Genomic DNA, 15,918 nt, shown 5'->3' on the forward strand with positions numbered 1-15,918 from the left:
TATCAGGCCTCCAATACTGTGAATTCAGGTGAAATTGTCAGCATGAAAGCGATGGTCTGAACCACCCAGGCTGGCTGATCGCGATAATGCTTAAAAGCGTCTTTAATCTGTGGCTTGATACTCAGGTCGGTTTTCCCGGTCAGCAACAGACTCATCTGGTCAATCAGAGCATCATGTTGTTCAGGGTCTTTAGCCATCGCTATCTGATTTGCAAAGTTTAACTGCAGTTTATTGTGTTCATCAGTGTTGAGAATATCCGGGTTCAGTTCGGGTACGTTATGAATTCCCGGAGTACTGTTTATACGGGTGCTGACGACAGGCAGATATTCACCGAAAAACCAGTAATACATCATATTTACATAGGCAATTGAGGTTGCGGATGTATGCAGTTCAAATTCAGGCGCGACCAGACCTGCTAATTCAAGTGGTCCGTGAGGTGTAAAGTCCGGTTTATAAAAATTGAAAACTGTTGGTGATGACAACGGATGCTGTTGTAAAAGTGTTTGGATATCATCACCGATCAGCCATAGCTTGCCGGAGCGGTTATTGGCGTTAAACGCCCTGAGTATCTGCGTTGTGCGTAATAACGGAGACTTAAGTTTTTGTGACTGAATAGTGAGGCCTGCTTCCTGGCGTGCCGAAGGCAGACGCTTTCTGGCAGCAAACTCACGTTGTGGATAACTAAGAACTGCTTTGATTACTGCCTTGAGATTACCTTCTTTACCAAACATAGCTGCGACTGATTTCACGTAAGCCTTTGAAGGATTGGAGGTTACCAGCTGATTGATCAGATGAGTTGCTATGAAAGGCGCGGTGTTAGGATGAGCTACCAGCTGTTGTATGGTGGAGTAAATTTCCCTGGCTGCTCCCTGCTCTGCTGGCAACTTTACCCGGCCATTTAGTAATTCTTTAGCGCTGCGATCGTGACGATCTTCATCAATAGACATTGAATTTGTCATATTGACGAATGGCGGTACTTTGTAGGTTTTGTCGATACCATCATCAAAACTGACTGGGTAGCCGTTATAACTGCTTTGCCAAAAGCTGGTATCCCATTCGTATTCATAAGCAGAGGCTTTGAGTCCGGTGAATACTTTGGCTAGCTGTCTGATATCTTCATTGTTATAACTGGCCTGTGGCTGGCCATTATTGCCAGGTTTTCGGCTACCATCCGGATTGAGTTCATAGAGGCCTATGGTAAATAACTGCATGATTTCACGGGCATAATTCTCATCAGGATGAATATGTTCAGTTGGGTCGGCTTTTTGGTTATTCATGTGTGACAGGTAGACACCCATACAAGGATGCATGCTGACATCGTATAGCAGATCGCTGTAATTACCGAAGGCGTGTTTATATAGCAGGTCGTAATAGCTGCCCATGCCTATTGCATCAAGCTCAAGCTGAGAATTGTCGGAAATAACCAGTATTTCACTTAGTGCCTGGGCTACCCGCTGGCGTAGCAAGTGTTCCGGATTGGTGTTCAGAGCTTGCTGCCACCAAGCCATATGAAAGTACCATTTGTATGGTAATGCCGGATTATTGCTTTCACCATTGAGCGCGGCTTCACCATACTGGCTTAGTAGTTTTTGACGAAAATTTTGCCAGATATCCCGGCTGCTATCAGCATAGGTATTTCCTGAGGATAACTTTGAATTTAGCTGCTGATTCAACCAGTTATCAATACCTTGTCGGGATACTTTCTGAATGGTTTTCTGATCGGCGCCTAAGGTTGCCTGCATCAGGAACCGACTTGTCTGGGATAAGGTATTCACGGGCTCTCCCTAAAATTAACGGATTAGCAGGCACAGAGAGGCCTGCCGGATGCCTGAGTGACAAACATCCGCTATTTGGTGATTGAGTGGTCAGTAAGAGGTTAAATCAGCTTTCAGTCTGAGCGGCTGTTGGTTGCTCTACGGTTTTACCTGCTTTATAACCTTTGGGACGCCAGCCGGGTCCATGAAACAGATAGCCAAAAAACTCACGGGCATTCTTTGCGCTGGTTAGGTCTTTATATAGTCTTGGAAACTCGTAAAACTGTACGGTGACAGGGTTTTTGCTGGTCATTGGTGTGGTCAGACCATAATTAGGTAACTCTTCTTCTTGCTTAAAAGTGCCAAAGATACGGTCCCAGATAATCAGTATTCCACCGAAGTTTTTATCCAGATATTTTTCATCAGAAGCATGATGCACACGGTGATGGGAAGGTGTGTTGAATAGCCATTCCAGTGGCCCAAGCTTGCCTATCATTTCGTTATGCAGCCAGAACTGGTAAGTCAGTACCAGGACTTCTGCACCAATCACCAGTGTAGGGTGAAAGCCCATCAGAATCAGCGGGAAATGGAACAGTACAGGCAGAACCGGATCAAACATACCGAAACGGAATGCGGTTGCGGTATTCATCATAGTTGAGCTGTGATGCACCGAGTGAGAAAGCCAGAACAGACGTACTTTGTGAAAGAAGTAGTGTTCGGCGTAGTAAGCAAAATCCGCCAGTAACAGCACCAGCATAATGGTGTAAGCGTTAACCGGTTGTTTCCAGGGAATTAGTTCGTAAACCCCGTAGAACAGATAGATCACGCCGGCAAATATAACCGCTTCTACCAAAAAGTAAGGCACTAGTGTAAAGATGCTCGACAGACTTTCCAGCATACGTTCTCTGTTCAGACGTTTTGTGATGGCGTCATTACCGAATTCTAACAACAAAAACATCAGTGCAAATACCAGCACCCAGTCATAAATGCTGAAAGATATGTATTCAAAGTATTCCAGCCAGCTGGCGGTAATCAGATCAGCTTCGTACATAATATGGCTCCTTTCCGGTTCCCGTTAATGGCTTAGTTAACCGCCAGGAATGCGACCTGGTTCAGTACCTGATAATTTTCATTCAGCAGATAGAGTTCGTAATCCGCTGTAAATTTGAGCGCATCGCCAAAACGTTGCGGTTTATCCCAGTTATCCAATACGCTTTCGCCTGTCAGGCGCAGGTAGCGGCCGCCTGAGACTTGCAGTTCAGTTACGCCGGTGGGCATGTAAGCATGGTTATTAATGACATAACCCAGTGTCATACTGAGACGTTGGGTTTTCTCTCTGTAGCCGTGATACACCGCGTAAACCTGCGTGCTATTGGTAATTACTACCTTGTTAAGCAGGTCGGCTTTTATAAAGCGCTGCCAGATATTATCTATCTGAGGTTGTAGTGGGCGTTGCAGATCCAGCTGACCACTGATACTGGCCAACCGTAAAGGCTGCCGCTGTTCAGGTACTAAGCCGGCAACTACATTAGTGTTGCTGATCTGAATATGCGCAGTGGTATCTGCGGTTGTTTTTTTAATCGCCTGAATTGCCACAGCAGGTTCTACGGTTGCTGATCCAAAATCCCCCTGGTCGTAAGCTGCGCCTGTTGTGGTGTAGTCATAATCTGGGGTGGCATAAGGGTAAAGAACTATCCAGATGATAAAGACAAACATCATTACAACTGCCAGCATATATATGGCGAGTAAAAATGGATTACGTTTTGGCAGAGTAGTCATCGGTAATGTCCTCCGTTCAGAGTTCCCAGAAGAAGCAGGAAATCGCTACCGCCAGCCACAGCAGTAAGGTGGTCCAGTAGGCTAGTGGCTCTTGTGCCCGGTGAAATTCGCGGTGTAGCCAGACGCTGCCGTTGAACAAATCCCAGACGACCCACAGCAGTAACAGGGTTCCGATAATGGCAGTAATAGTCATGGATAGTTCTCCGAAAAATTAGTCTGTATGCAGGGACTTGAGTAATTGCATTGCGGCCTGTTTGGCAGGCAAACGGTAATCTGAAATAAGTCCCAGGGGGCTAAGTGAGTCCAGATTGAAGTAGAGAGATAGCAGCCCGAAGGACACCGCGTCGAGCTTCTCCGTGTTGACGTCCGGGTAATCTTTACGCAGAAGATTATTAATGGCAGTGATGTTGTGCTCCGTCCAGCCTCTGAGTTTTTGTTTGAGAGATTCATCCTGGCTGGCAGAAAACAGTAATGCCTGGAACAGCAGGCTCAAATCGCTGCTGTTTTCGTAGTCAAACAGCATATCCAGCAGAGCGTTGCTGAGATCAGAGTTCGGCAGATAATTCTCCAGACTGATCCACTGCTGATTTGACTGTTCGATAGTCCGGTCAGCCAGTTGTTCGATCAGTTCAGAACGATTACCAACATAATGACGTACCAGGCTACGCTGCAGGCCTGCTTCCTCTGCAATACGTTCCAGTGTGCTGCCTTCCAGACCAAAACGGAGTACACAGCGCTGAAAAGCCTGAAAGATTTCTTCAGTACGCTCGGCTTTTTTACTTGGACGTCCCATGGCTTACCTTTTATGCATCACTTAGTGTGTATTTATCGGTTATTAACCCGATAATGTTTATTGTCAGTTATGATAATTTACTTCTCGTGAATTAAATTGTCAATTATGACAATAAACTAATTTGCCAGAAGCTGACCAATCTGAAATTTTTTGTATTTGCTGTCTGGAGATGACAAAGGTTCGCAGAACCGGTGCATTTGTATGAGATAACTCTACGGACTAATGAAAATTCACTTAATGACTGATATATCGGGTTTTTGTAACGGGTTGCTGCGAATAACTACACAGCTTATCCTCTGACTGTGCAGATGCTATACAGGTGTTATCCACATGGTTTGGAGGCAGTTACGTCAGGATAATTGACACGGATCAGACGAGTGTGACTTAAGTACTACATAAGTTGCACCCCGGGAGGGATATTTGCTTTACTCCCGATGCTTAGATCGCCTTGAAGGAAAGATGTGCGCCGCAGTTTCAGGCAGTCTGTCAGACAGACATTCCCTACCCTGCATATATTCTGCAAGACGAGTTTTTCAGTAGTCTCATTTACAGGGGAAATATCCATGAAGTGGTTAGCCTTGATACTTGGCTTATTCACAGCAACTTCCGGTTGGGCATCATCTGTTGAAGCCAGTGGAACAGTGCAGGATCTGACAGTCAGCTGGCTGGGTTTTACAGCAATCGGTATTTTCTTTGTGGCGTATGTTCTGGTTATTTTTGAAGAACAGCTGCATCTGCGTAAATCCAAACCAGTGATGCTGGCTGCTGGTCTGATCTGGATCTTAATAGCCATTTATTACAGCGCGGCAGGTTCTCCGCAGTTGGTTGAAGCGGCAATCCGTCATAACTTCTTGGAATACGCTGAACTGTTCTTCTTCCTGCTGGTGGCTATGACCTACATTAACGCCATGCTGGAACGCGGTGTATTCGATGCCTTGCGGGACTGGCTGGTGGCGAAAGGCTTTGGCTACCGACAGCTGTTCTGGATGACCGGTGTACTGGCATTTGTAATTTCTCCGATTGCTGACAACCTGACGACTGCCCTGATTATGTGTTCAGTGGTACTGGCCGTTGGTAAAGGCCAGGCAAAATTTGTCATGCTTTCCTGTGTGAATATTGTGGTAGCGGCGAATGCTGGTGGTGCTTTCAGTCCGTTTGGTGATATCACTACCCTGATGGTTTGGCAGAAAGGTGTGATTGAGTTCAGCGGTTTCTTCGCACTGTTCCTGCCTTCCGTTGTGAACTTTGTGGTGCCGGCATTCATCATGCAATTCTCATTGCCTGAAGGTAAGCCACAGAGCCATAGCGATGAAATGACCGCAATTAAATTTGGTGGGCTGATCATTGTTGGTTTGTTTTTGTTAACCATAGTGACAGCTGTGAGCTTCCACAGCCTGCTGCATATTCCGCCGGTCTTCGGCATGATGATGGGGCTGGCGTATTTACAGTTCTTCGGTTTCTATTTGCGTCGTAAGTCAGTCAGCTGGCGCAATGGTATTGATGCACCTCCTGGTGCCAGTGTTGATCCGTATAACTTCGATGTGTTTTCACGGATAGCCCGTGCGGAGTGGGATACATTGTTCTTCTTCTACGGCATCATTCTGGCGGTTGGTGGCCTTGGCTTCATCGGCTATCTGAATCTGGCGTCCGGATTTTTCTACGGTGATCTGGGCCCAACCACTGCGAACGTGCTGGTGGGTATTCTCTCTGCGATCGTCGATAACATTCCGGTTATGTTTGCGGTGCTAACAATGAACCCGGTAATGTCTGATATGCAGTGGTTGCTGGTGACCCTGACCGCTGGTGTGGGCGGTAGTTTGTTATCGGTTGGTTCTGCCGCTGGTGTGGCACTCATGGGACAGGCACGCGGGCAGTATACGTTCTTCGGCCACCTGAAGTGGACGCCGGTAATTGCACTTGGTTATGTCGCCAGTATTGGCGTGCATTTTCTGGTTAATGGTTGAGCAAGTAGTCAGGTCATCACCTGTTCTAATGTTAAGTATGTGTCACAAAATGCGTAGTAGAGAGTATTTTCTTAGCGCTGCTTTAGCTATTTTTAATATCTGAATTTAGTTATTGGAGCCTGACCGTGCCAAGCAAACGTTTGCGTGAACAGAATGGAAACTCGTGTGCAGCGCATTGCACAACAGTCGCGATTAATGAAATTAAGCAGACTGCTTTAACAGAAACCTTTGCGGAGGATGATCTCTGGCCGAGTATTCAGTTTTCAGATACCTGCGCGATAACTAAGCCCTTAGCGGCGGATAAAAATAGTGATCCGCGGTTGATTGTTGGCCAGATCAAACAGCGCTGGCCGGGTGTTAGTGTGAAACTGCTATGTGATGAGGGCCAGAAAAGCAAAGCCATATCTATGGTTAACAGTGTCATGCGCAGCGGTATGAATGATATTTTTAATCTACTGGTGCAAGAGGCTGTCAAAGGCACTATTACGCTGGATGAAGCCGTTTTCTATAATTGCAGTTATACGATGCACAGTGGCTCGAAGCCCAGTGATGAAAACTTCAGCGGTATGCACAATATTCTGGTTGCGCATGAAGCCGGTAAGAATTTTTATTACAACTCCAATGAAGCGAATCCACAGTGGCAGACAACAGCCAACTGGAAACAGCTGGAAGCCCAGAATGGCGGCAATAACAGCTATGTGTTCAGTGGTGTTGCTGTCGCTATTTTCTAAGCCTCTGAATCTCAGACAGGCGTTCTGACACCTGTCTGAGTACACCTTTGTACATGGCTTTGTTTTATACCTCAATCCCCTGCTGACGCAGCCATTGCTGTAACTGCCCCAATGGCATTGCACCACTCATGCGTGCTGCTTCTTTTCCATTCTTAAACAGGATAAGTGTTGGAATGGAACGAATTTGCAGCTGGGCGGCGATATTCTGTTCGGTTTCCGTATCCAGTTTTACCAGACGCAATTGTGGTTCGAAGTTTTGTGCTGCCTGATCAAAAATAGGCGCAAACTGCTGACAAGGCCCGCACCAGCTGGCCCAGCAATCGACCAGTACAGGTAACTCATTTTTGATTATTTGTTGATTGTAATTCGCAGCAGTCAGATCGACAGGTTTACCGTTAAAAATAGCTTGCTTACATTTGCCGCAGTTTGGCTTGTCTTGCAGACGCTCTTCAGGAATACGGTTGATGACGTTGCAATGTGGGCAGCTGATATTCATGGCTTCAGGCTCTATAGAAATGTTGTCGGATTTGAGTTATTACCACTATTCACAGGTTGCTGTGCATAACTTGTGATCAAGGTGTCGTTAAACTCTTAATTGTTTCTGGATTAGTTAGCTAATCACTTATTTTTACTGATTTTTTAATCAACGCGCTTAGATAGACATTCGACTAACTATTTACTTGTTAAGTTGCATAAATAATAAGTTGTTAATAACTTTTGATCTAAGCATTTCTGTTCTTATATCTTACTCACATAATCCACAAAAGGCTGTGAATAACTTGTTATAAAGATGTAACTAATCGTTGGATTTCTTTTGTATTAAGTTATTAACTAATTGATATATATATCTATTTTTTCAATAGATCACGATTAAGCTGATAACTCTGATCCAGTTGCTGACGTACTTTACGTTGTGTATCTGAGGTGATATTCAGCTGACTGGCGAATATTTCCCAGTTTTGCAAAGCGTCCAGGACTTCTTCGATTATCTGGCGGGCCTGATTCCAGTTACTGAAATTTGCCAGTGAGGCCAGCTTTTGAATGTTACGTCGGTCAGCGGCAACAGTGGTCTCGCCAAATGGCATATTATGTTGCCGGTCTTGAGCCGGATAGAAGCCGGTGCTGTACATAGGTGCCGGTAGCCACTGACCGCTATCATCCTGAATAAAGCTCCAGTGCTTGCTGTGATCGTCCTGGTTACAGCTGAGTAAATTAAAAATAGCCCTGACAAACATATCCCGGCCTGTAGCGGGTCGCTTACATAGCAACTGACTGGCTCTGATTAGCTGTTCATACCCTATACCCGGTTGCCACCAGTGGTTGTTTAAAAGGCTGGAGAGGCGCTGAATGTGTTGTCGGTGATTCAGATGATCCGGTCGCAGATAAGCGAGCCAGGGTGCTGCTTTGGATTGAGCCGGCGGCGTGATCAGTTGCCATTGCGGGATCTGAATACCTATAAGTGATGCCATTTGCAGATACGCGGCGTCGGCCAACCCCTGCTCCTGTCCCAGAGGATTCCCGGAATGGCCAAAACGGAGTATCCATGGCTGTAAATAGGCTGCATTTTCACTGTGTAGCTGGTCCGGGATTAACGGATCGATATATACCTGTGCCTGCCAGGGCATGCCGTGAATATGATCACTGCTGCTGATCAACTTCTTAGTATCGACTGACAAGGTATTATTCGCCGCAAGTGATGCATAGTAGTCTGCTGGCAGAAATGCTTCAGAAATTTCCAGATTAGCTTCTGTCTGATAACGCAGTGCGCCAATCAGATCTGATGCAGCGGTGGTGGTCAGATCATTGCACCCAGGTTGCGTAACGCTGGTCTGATGGCCACCCCGGAAAAAATCCATCAGAGGACGTAGTCCCCAGTACTTGCTCAGGCTGTCGGTAAACAGGCCCGGCATACAATCAGCATGTTGCTTACTGAAGCTGTGTACACGGTCATCAAACGGCAGTAAAAAAGGAGATGGATTTAACCCACTGGCTAGAAAATTATCAGCGTACTGAAATAATAGACTGTGGCTGTTTTCTCCCAGGGTGCCCATTTGTGTTTGGCTGCCATCTGCAAATTTACGCCATACGGTTACGGTATGTTGAGTCATTTCAGTAACGCCGCTGCAAGGTTTCCTGACGGGCCTGTCTTAGACGCGGTTTCCATCAGCATTGCTAAATTCTGCAAATCATCGACGCATTGCCATAGCAATAAAAACTGCCGTAAGGATATCTGTCCTGAGGTCTCAAAATGTTTGATGGTTGGTGCCGGTACAGTACTGCGCTCGGCAAGTGCCGCCCGGGATAGCTTTTGCTGTTTACGTTGTTGCTGCAAATGCGTTGCCAGTTGTTGTTGAATATCGCTGGCGGTAAGGAGGTTTAAATCAAACATTGCATATACTATAAAGGATATTATTTTATCCATTATAGTTATTTTTTTATAGAATTGGATATTATTTTATCTATTTATGAAATATTGTATCGGAAAAAACTGTGGCTCAGTGCCGCATTCTTTGTGTTCAGTAGATATCAGAAAGAAAAGTGATGATCCAGGAGACGCATAAATTGGCGTTTATGCAGGTGCTGATTGCGTAAATCTGTCAGTAATCGCTGTAGTAACTCAGAAGCTGCAGGCTGGTATTGTGGCTGTTCGGCTGCATATTCAGACAGCTGTTGCAGTAACTCGCAGGCATACAGGTAAGCAGGTTCAGAAGCTTCCTGGAGAATCTCCGTCAGAATACGTTGGTAATATGACAAGCTTTGTTGCGGTGAACTGCTGAGCAGTTGCAATGCCAGCGCTTCTAAATGTGCGGGGCTTAGTTTTAGCTGATCAGCAATGATACGCGCCTTATGAAGCTGGCTACTGGCGAGATAAAACTCAAATAACTGCTCATGACTTTGTGCCAGCGCCTGATGTCCCTCTTTGCTGCTGCGCTGTGTGCAGCTGAGCAGATATTGTTCTGCCTTATTGATAATCTGGTTTAAAGCTATGCCCTGCTTGGTGGCTGCTTGTTGATAGTCGATAAATGCCGCCTGGGTTTTCTGGGTTGTGAACAATTCCCAGTGTAATTCTGCTGATGCCTGCGTATTACCCTGTAAATCAATAAACTCAGCAAAAAGTTGCTGCTTAAGACGTTGCTGTTGCTGGTCGAGTGATTGCTTATCGAGCGCTTTAAATAAGCACTGCAGCTGTTCAGAGTAACTGTGCTGCTCGGCTTCGTCATTGCTGCCAGCGAGCTGTTGCAGATTATGCTGAATTAACTGTAAAACCGCGTCAGTGTCCGTTGAATTTGGAACCTGGCTAATCAATTCTATTTGCAGGTCTGAATCAGAATATTCAGCCGCATAGCTTTGTAGAAAGTCCGTCAGTTGCCGGTCAGAGGTTTGCGTGCGCCATTGTTGTTGGGCTTTACTGACCAGAAGATCCAGGCAGGAACCGCTGGAAAGCATACTTAGAGGATCAGGAAATACTTCTCTGGGCTTTTGCAGCTGTTCGAGCAGAAATTCTGCCAAACGTTCATCAGACCAGGTTTGTCTCAGTAATTGCTGGCTGTATTGCTGACAGCTTAATTCGGCGCATTGATTCTGGTAACCAAGTGTATCGAAACGCATCAGTACCTGATTAAGCCGCTCCAGAGTGTATTCACAGAGCTTGAATGCTGCTTCTGCGGGTAAAGCGCTCAGGCAGCTGCCAAGATCAGCCAGTTCTTCACAGGCGTGTTGGAAGTAACTACGGACTTTCTGCCGCTGACTGATTTTTCGGTAAGGCAAAGCCTGAGTGATTTGTTTGCGAAGGGCCGCGGTGTCGAGTGTGCCGGCGGCTATCTGTGCCTGACGCAGAAAGCGCCGCTGTAAAAGAGTATCTGCCTGAATGACAGACTCTAACTGGCCAAGCAAATGTTGCTTGGACAGGCCGGTTAAGTAACTATGAATACTGACAACTTCTGGTGTGCTGGTCAGGCTGTGTTCCGTGCTTTGCTGTACGCTGAGTGCCACCGCTACACAGTGGTGGCAGAAATCAAAGCCTTCCGATACCGGACAATTGCAGGCACTGTCTATGCCTTTTGCGGTGATACTCAGGCTGACATGGTAAACCTGTTCGTCGAGTACTGCGGCAGTAACTTTATGTTTAATTTGTTGCCAGTCGAGTACGGCTTCAGTACGGAACAGTTCGTAGCCTTTTGCATAACTGGCTTCGCCAGCGAGATTCGTCAGTTGTTCAGCGCTGAATTCAGGTGTCATGATGTTTCTTAAAGGCCGACTTTTCGCCGGTAATCGGCCAGATTAATAACAGTAGCCGTTTGTGTGGGTTGGGTTGGCTGATTTTCTGGGGCTTCGGTTTCAGACTCATCCTCGAGCATAACCAGGCCCATATCGACAAATCGGGGCAGCGGCACAAAACGTTGTTTAGAACCGGCTGGGTCTTTCGCTGTTTTTTGTAACTCATTGAGGTGCATCGCCAGATTTACACTGTGCCGGTCGTTGAGCATCTGCAGCTCATGCTGTTGGCAATAATCCTGTATCCAGGATTTGATATCGGTTATATGGCCACTGATGCTGAGATCCGTGTTTTTGATAACTTCGACGTCTGTGATTACTTCCAGCAGGGCGTCTGCCAGTTCTTCAATGTCATCAATGGGAGCTTCCGGGTCATCGAGAATAAACATGGCCATCTCAGTGCTCCAGCGATAATTTAACTGTTGTATGAGATCTTCCTGCTCCAGCTGTAGCGTGACCGGAATAATGATGCAGTAACGGCTGTGGGCTTCCACTGCAACCACTGAGCGCGATGAGGTTACGCCGCCATTTTCTACCAGGTGGCATTGCCAGGCGAATGTGCCGGCATCACTGCTCAGCGCTTTTTTACCGATGTCTTTAGCTTTTTCACTGCCCTGCTGGGGTAAATCAAGCTGCAAATAGCGGGTCAGTTTATTGCTGAAAGACAGAAGAAGTTTCATTTGAGGGTCATTTACCTATGCAGAAGGAACTGAAGATACGGCCGAGTAAGTCATCAGAGCTGAACGCACCGGTAATCTCGCTAAGGTGGTGCTGAGCTTGACGTAAGTCTTCAGCCAGGAGTTCTCCGGCACCGCCAAATAACAGCTGTTCCTGGCCTGTCAGCAGCAGGCTCTGAGCTTTATTGAGGGCTTCAACATGCCGGCGTCTGGCAAGAAACCCACCTTCTGTCGTTGCTGCATAGCCCATGCAGTCTTTCAGATGCTGGCGCAATGTATCAACACCTACGTTGGCTTTGGCTGACAGTGAAATCAGTGTGTGGCCATGGTGTTCGCCAATACCGGTTGATTCTGATGTCAGGTCACATTTGTTTCGAATGACGGTGATTTTGCTCTGATCTTCGAGATTATGGACAAACTCTGGCCAAATTTGTTCAGGGTCATCGGTGGCTGTGGTCGTGCCATCCACCATTAACAGAATACGGTCTGCCTTGTGTATCTCTTCCCAGGCACGACTGATGCCGATGCGCTCAACTTCGTCAGGTGCATCCCGCAGCCCGGCGGTATCGATAATGTGAAGTGGCATGCCGTCGATATGAATATGTTCCCGGAGAACGTCCCGGGTGGTACCGGCAATATCTGTGACGATAGCGCTTTCCTTTCCTGCCAGAGCATTCAACAGGCTGGATTTGCCAGCATTGGGCCGGCCAGCGATAACTACGTTCATACCTTCACGAATCAGGCTGCCCTGCTGGGCTTCCTGCATAACGTTGGTCAGCTGCAGAATTATTGCTTCCAGATCGCTGGCAACTTTACCGTCGCCGAGAAAGTCGATTTCTTCTTCCGGAAAGTCGATCGCAGCTTCTACGTATATGCGTAGCTGAGTCAGGCTTTCAACTAACTGATGAATGCGCTCGGAGAACATGCCCTGCAAGGATCTTAAGGCACAACGGGCTGCCTGTTCTGAGCTGGAGTCAATCAGATCCGCAATAGCTTCAGCCTGAGCCAGATCCAGTTTATCGTTCAGAAATGCCCGCTCTGAGAACTCTCCGGGGTTAGCCAGCCTTGCACCCAGTTCCAGAACCCGGCGCAGAATGAAATCAATAATCACCGGGCCGCCGTGGCCCTGCAGCTCAAGCACATCTTCGCCGGTAAAAGAGTTCGGCCCCGGAAAGTAGATACCAATGCCCTGATCTATCTGATTACTATCAGCGTCGTAAAACGGGCCGTAGTGGGCATAACGAGGGGCTGGTTCAATACCCATCACTTCTTTAGCGATGGCTTTAGCCAGTTTGCCGGATACCCGGACAATGCCTACCCCACCCCGTCCTGGCGGTGTGGCTTGTGCGGCGATAGTATCCTGATCAATAAGGGTCATGCTGATATCCGGTGTAAAGTAAAAGTATGGTGTCGAGCGGGCTATCTTCGCCAGCGAGGTCCTTAGAGTCAACCGCGGGTAAACGTAAAAAAGGCCTCACAGGAGGCCTTTTTTATTCAGATCAGATGGATCAGGCTTTTTTAGCGCTGCCGTCGTCACCTTCGATCTGCTTATTAATGACGTACTGCTGAGCAATCGACAGAACGTTGTTAATCAGCCAGTACAGTACCAGACCTGCTGGGAACCATAGGAAGAAAATAGTGAAGACAATTGGCAGCATCTTCATGATCTTCGCCTGCATTGGGTCCGGAGGTGTCGGGTTCAGCAACTGCTGGATGAACATTGTTGCACCCATCAGGAGCGGCAGAACAAAGTACGGATCCATCACTGATAAATCGTGAATCCACAGCATGAACGGTGCCTGACGCAGTTCAACAGATTCCAGCAGTACCCAGTACAGAGCGATGAAGATTGGCATCTGTGCAAGAATTGGCAGACAGCCACCCAGAGGGTTGATCTTCTCTTTCTTGTACAGCTCCATCATTGACTGAGACATCTTCTGACGGTCGTCGCCGTAAAGCTCTTTCAGACGTGCCATTTCCGGGCCGAACTTACGCATCTTCGCCATAGAGCGGAATGCTTTAGCGTTCACCTGGAATAATGCGGCTTTTACAACAATGGTAATACCGATGATCGCCAGACCCCAGTTACCTACGATGTCGTGAATTGCTTTCAGTAACCATGCCAGCGGCGATGCAATCCACCACAGAATACCGTAGTCAACTGTCAGCTCCAGTTCAGGCGCGGCTGCTTCAAGCTTTTCGGTGATCTTAGGACCGGCATAAAAGTGAGCACTTACAGTTTTGTTCTGGCCAGCAGGAACAGTGAAAGCCGGGGAAACAAAACCAACGATAAAGTTGTCGTTTGTCGTACGCGAGCTGTAGCTGTATTCTGCACCCGGTGCCGGAATCCAGGCACTCAGGAAGTAATGCTGACTCATTGCTACCCAACCATCGTTTGTTACAACTTTGGTGTTTGCTTCCAGCATGTCGTCAAAAGACACTTTCTGGTATGCATCTTCTACACTGGAGAATACGCCACCCAGGTAAGATTGCATGCCCATATCTGTGGTTTCTGACGGATCAGCACTGGCATCACGTTTGATCTGACCAAACAGCTTTGCCTGCCATGAATCAGCAGTGGTGTTATCAACCACCATGTCCAGACCAATGTCATAGCTGCCACGCAGGAATTCGTAACGCTTAGTGATGACAACACCTTTCGCTGTGGTGAAAGACAAATCAACGTTAAGTTCGTTGCCTTCCAGAGCGTAGCTGGTGCTGCTGCTTGAGTAAGTAGGACGACCATCGCCGCTGGCGTCCGGGCCATTCAGACCGACCAGACCACTTTGGGAAACATAAGTACGGTTAGCACTTTGCTCCAGCAGGATGAATGGTTGGTCAGAACCCAGTGCCGCTTTATATTCCGGTAGAGCAACCTGAATGATGTCACCACCTTTCGGGTCGATCAGAACTTCCAGAACATCTGTTTTTACAGAGATCAGCTGGCTTTGCTTGGCGGCAGCTTTTACTGGCGCTACGCCTGGTACATCAGAACCGGTCGTTGCATCGCCCTGCGGAATTTCGCTGACAGGAACAGTTGAGTCATAAGCGGATACAGTTTCTGCCTGCGCAACAGTTGCTGGCGGCTGGCTGTAATCCTGATTCCATTGCAAGACCAACATATAGGAAATAATGCCGAGTGCTGCAATTAATAATACGCGCTGTACATCCATGGTTGTTGGACCATTATCGTTATTGAGATTGGGATTTTTTTGGCTTAGCTTTGTTAATCAGACGAGACCAGCTGCGCTTAATAAGCTTATGAACCTGCTCATTTTCCATATCCCCCAGGCCTTTACGCGCCAATATGACGATATCGACATTGGGAAGTTGCTGCTGTTCAAGCCGAAAAGACTCGCGAATGATACGTCGAACGCGGTTACGATTGACAGCTAAACGGATATTTTTTTTGGAGAAGACGAAACCAACGCGTGAATGGTCGAGTTCGTTGGGGCAGGCTAGGATCAGCAGATGTTGATCTGAGATCTTGAGGCTGGCTCGATTGAAAACATGTTTAAAATCCCCACCGGTAAGGAGCCTCACACGGCGGGGATAGCTGAATTCATTCATTCAGTGAGCCTAACAGGCAAATATTAAGCAGCCAGACGCTTACGGCCTTTAGCACGACGACGGTTGATTACCGCACGGCCGCTTTTAGTAGCCATACGTGCACGGAAGCCGTGAGTACGAGCGCGCTTAAGATTGCTAGGTTGAAAAGTTCTTTTCATGGTTTCAGTCCTACTTACATACAGTGTGGTGGTATCAGTAAGGTTGCTGAATCCCACGAGTCAAAAATAGACGCCGAATTCTAGTTAAATGTCGTACGCTTTTCAATCACTTTTTTGAGAAAAACTATAATTAATGTCACGAATGACGGTGGCTGGAAGGTTATTCACTGCTGGGTATAACCTTGGTTTTTTGCGAAGAATGACTAGAAGAAAAATG

Annotated in this window: 16 protein-coding genes; 2 read left to right on the forward strand and 14 right to left on the reverse strand. The window is 47.1% G+C overall.

Annotation, left to right across the window (positions count from 1 at the left end):
* Nucleotides 1–2 precede the first annotated feature (2 nt).
* The 5 genes from OCU49_RS23605 to OCU49_RS23625 form a co-directional block, all read right to left on the reverse strand.
* Entirely contained in the window at nucleotides 3–1,775 is a 1,773-nt protein-coding gene (locus OCU49_RS23605; protein ID WP_261842959.1) for a DUF1800 family protein, read from the reverse strand.
* Nucleotides 1,776–1,881: 106 nt separating this feature from the next.
* Complete coding sequence (locus tag OCU49_RS23610; RefSeq protein ID WP_261842960.1) at nucleotides 1,882–2,805, reverse strand: sterol desaturase family protein; 924 nt, start codon at nucleotides 2,803–2,805, stop codon at nucleotides 1,882–1,884.
* 32 nt (nucleotides 2,806–2,837) lie between these two features.
* Entirely contained in the window at nucleotides 2,838–3,533 is a 696-nt protein-coding gene (locus OCU49_RS23615) for an effector binding domain-containing protein (protein WP_261842961.1), read from the reverse strand.
* A gap of 16 nt (nucleotides 3,534–3,549) precedes the next feature.
* Entirely contained in the window at nucleotides 3,550–3,726 is a 177-nt protein-coding gene (locus OCU49_RS23620; RefSeq protein ID WP_261842962.1) for a hypothetical protein, read from the reverse strand.
* 18 nt (nucleotides 3,727–3,744) lie between these two features.
* Entirely contained in the window at nucleotides 3,745–4,326 is a 582-nt protein-coding gene (locus tag OCU49_RS23625; protein ID WP_261842963.1) for a TetR/AcrR family transcriptional regulator, read from the reverse strand.
* A 563-nt stretch (nucleotides 4,327–4,889) separates the two neighbouring features.
* Between OCU49_RS23625 and nhaD the strand changes: the two genes are divergently transcribed.
* Entirely contained in the window at nucleotides 4,890–6,290 is a 1,401-nt protein-coding gene (nhaD, locus tag OCU49_RS23630; RefSeq protein WP_261842964.1) for a sodium:proton antiporter NhaD, read from the forward strand.
* A gap of 125 nt (nucleotides 6,291–6,415) precedes the next feature.
* Complete coding sequence (locus tag OCU49_RS23635; RefSeq protein ID WP_261842965.1) at nucleotides 6,416–7,021, forward strand: hypothetical protein; 606 nt, start codon at nucleotides 6,416–6,418, stop codon at nucleotides 7,019–7,021.
* 64 nt (nucleotides 7,022–7,085) lie between these two features.
* On the opposite strand, the gene trxC is transcribed toward OCU49_RS23635, so the two are convergent.
* The 9 genes from trxC to rpmH all read right to left on the reverse strand — a co-directional run bounded on the left by trxC (nucleotide 7,086) and on the right by rpmH (nucleotide 15,701).
* Nucleotides 7,086–7,517, reverse strand: coding sequence for a thioredoxin TrxC (gene trxC / locus OCU49_RS23640; RefSeq protein WP_261842966.1), 432 nt, complete (start codon nucleotides 7,515–7,517; stop codon nucleotides 7,086–7,088).
* Nucleotides 7,518–7,869: 352 nt separating this feature from the next.
* Nucleotides 7,870–9,129: a type II toxin-antitoxin system HipA family toxin gene (locus OCU49_RS23645; RefSeq protein ID WP_261842967.1), complete on the reverse strand. Its 1,260-nt coding sequence runs from the start codon at nucleotides 9,127–9,129 to the stop codon at nucleotides 7,870–7,872.
* Nucleotides 9,126–9,410, reverse strand: a complete 285-nt coding sequence (locus OCU49_RS23650; protein ID WP_261842968.1) for a transcriptional regulator — start codon at nucleotides 9,408–9,410, stop codon at nucleotides 9,126–9,128. Before OCU49_RS23650 ends, OCU49_RS23645 begins: the two co-directional genes overlap by 4 nt.
* 137 nt (nucleotides 9,411–9,547) lie before the next feature.
* Nucleotides 9,548–11,260, reverse strand: coding sequence for an SWIM zinc finger family protein (locus OCU49_RS23655; RefSeq protein WP_261842969.1), 1,713 nt, complete (start codon nucleotides 11,258–11,260; stop codon nucleotides 9,548–9,550).
* An 8-nt stretch (nucleotides 11,261–11,268) separates the two neighbouring features.
* The gene (locus OCU49_RS23660) at nucleotides 11,269–11,976 is read right to left on the reverse strand and encodes a hypothetical protein (RefSeq protein WP_261842970.1); all 708 of its coding nucleotides are present in this window, start codon (nucleotides 11,974–11,976) and stop codon (nucleotides 11,269–11,271) included.
* Between the two features lie 7 nt (nucleotides 11,977–11,983).
* The gene (gene mnmE, locus OCU49_RS23665) at nucleotides 11,984–13,351 is read right to left on the reverse strand and encodes a tRNA uridine-5-carboxymethylaminomethyl(34) synthesis GTPase MnmE (protein ID WP_261842971.1); all 1,368 of its coding nucleotides are present in this window, start codon (nucleotides 13,349–13,351) and stop codon (nucleotides 11,984–11,986) included.
* 130 nt (nucleotides 13,352–13,481) lie between these two features.
* Entirely contained in the window at nucleotides 13,482–15,146 is a 1,665-nt protein-coding gene (gene yidC / locus OCU49_RS23670; RefSeq protein ID WP_261842972.1) for a membrane protein insertase YidC, read from the reverse strand.
* A gap of 19 nt (nucleotides 15,147–15,165) precedes the next feature.
* Nucleotides 15,166–15,543 (reverse strand): ribonuclease P protein component, encoded by a 378-nt coding sequence (gene rnpA, locus OCU49_RS23675; RefSeq protein WP_261842973.1) that lies wholly within the window; start codon nucleotides 15,541–15,543, stop codon nucleotides 15,166–15,168.
* A 23-nt stretch (nucleotides 15,544–15,566) separates the two neighbouring features.
* Nucleotides 15,567–15,701, reverse strand: a complete 135-nt coding sequence (gene rpmH / locus OCU49_RS23680; protein WP_261842974.1) for a 50S ribosomal protein L34 — start codon at nucleotides 15,699–15,701, stop codon at nucleotides 15,567–15,569.
* Between the last annotated feature and the right edge of the window lie 217 nt (nucleotides 15,702–15,918).

Origin of the sequence: Aliamphritea ceti (assembly GCF_024347215.1) — a bacterium.
Classification (GTDB): domain Bacteria; phylum Pseudomonadota; class Gammaproteobacteria; order Pseudomonadales; family Balneatricaceae; genus Amphritea; species Amphritea ceti.

Coding starts and splice junctions, on each gene's coding strand:
- OCU49_RS23610 (WP_261842960.1), bottom strand. CDS start 2,805: ATGTACGAAGCTGATCTGATTACCGCCAGCTGGCTGGAATACTTTGAA.
- OCU49_RS23615 (WP_261842961.1), bottom strand. CDS start 3,533: ATGACTACTCTGCCAAAACGTAATCCATTTTTACTCGCCATATATATG.
- OCU49_RS23620 (WP_261842962.1), bottom strand. CDS start 3,726: ATGACTATTACTGCCATTATCGGAACCCTGTTACTGCTGTGGGTCGTC.
- OCU49_RS23625 (WP_261842963.1), bottom strand. CDS start 4,326: ATGGGACGTCCAAGTAAAAAAGCCGAGCGTACTGAAGAAATCTTTCAG.
- nhaD (WP_261842964.1), top strand. CDS start 4,890: ATGAAGTGGTTAGCCTTGATACTTGGCTTATTCACAGCAACTTCCGGT.
- trxC (WP_261842966.1), bottom strand. CDS start 7,517: ATGAATATCAGCTGCCCACATTGCAACGTCATCAACCGTATTCCTGAA.
- OCU49_RS23645 (WP_261842967.1), bottom strand. CDS start 9,129: ATGACTCAACATACCGTAACCGTATGGCGTAAATTTGCAGATGGCAGC.
- OCU49_RS23650 (WP_261842968.1), bottom strand. CDS start 9,410: ATGTTTGATTTAAACCTCCTTACCGCCAGCGATATTCAACAACAACTG.
- OCU49_RS23655 (WP_261842969.1), bottom strand. CDS start 11,260: ATGACACCTGAATTCAGCGCTGAACAACTGACGAATCTCGCTGGCGAA.
- OCU49_RS23660 (WP_261842970.1), bottom strand. CDS start 11,976: ATGAAACTTCTTCTGTCTTTCAGCAATAAACTGACCCGCTATTTGCAG.
- mnmE (WP_261842971.1), bottom strand. CDS start 13,351: ATGACCCTTATTGATCAGGATACTATCGCCGCACAAGCCACACCGCCA.
- yidC (WP_261842972.1), bottom strand. CDS start 15,146: ATGGATGTACAGCGCGTATTATTAATTGCAGCACTCGGCATTATTTCC.
- rnpA (WP_261842973.1), bottom strand. CDS start 15,543: ATGAATGAATTCAGCTATCCCCGCCGTGTGAGGCTCCTTACCGGTGGG.
- rpmH (WP_261842974.1), bottom strand. CDS start 15,701: ATGAAAAGAACTTTTCAACCTAGCAATCTTAAGCGCGCTCGTACTCAC.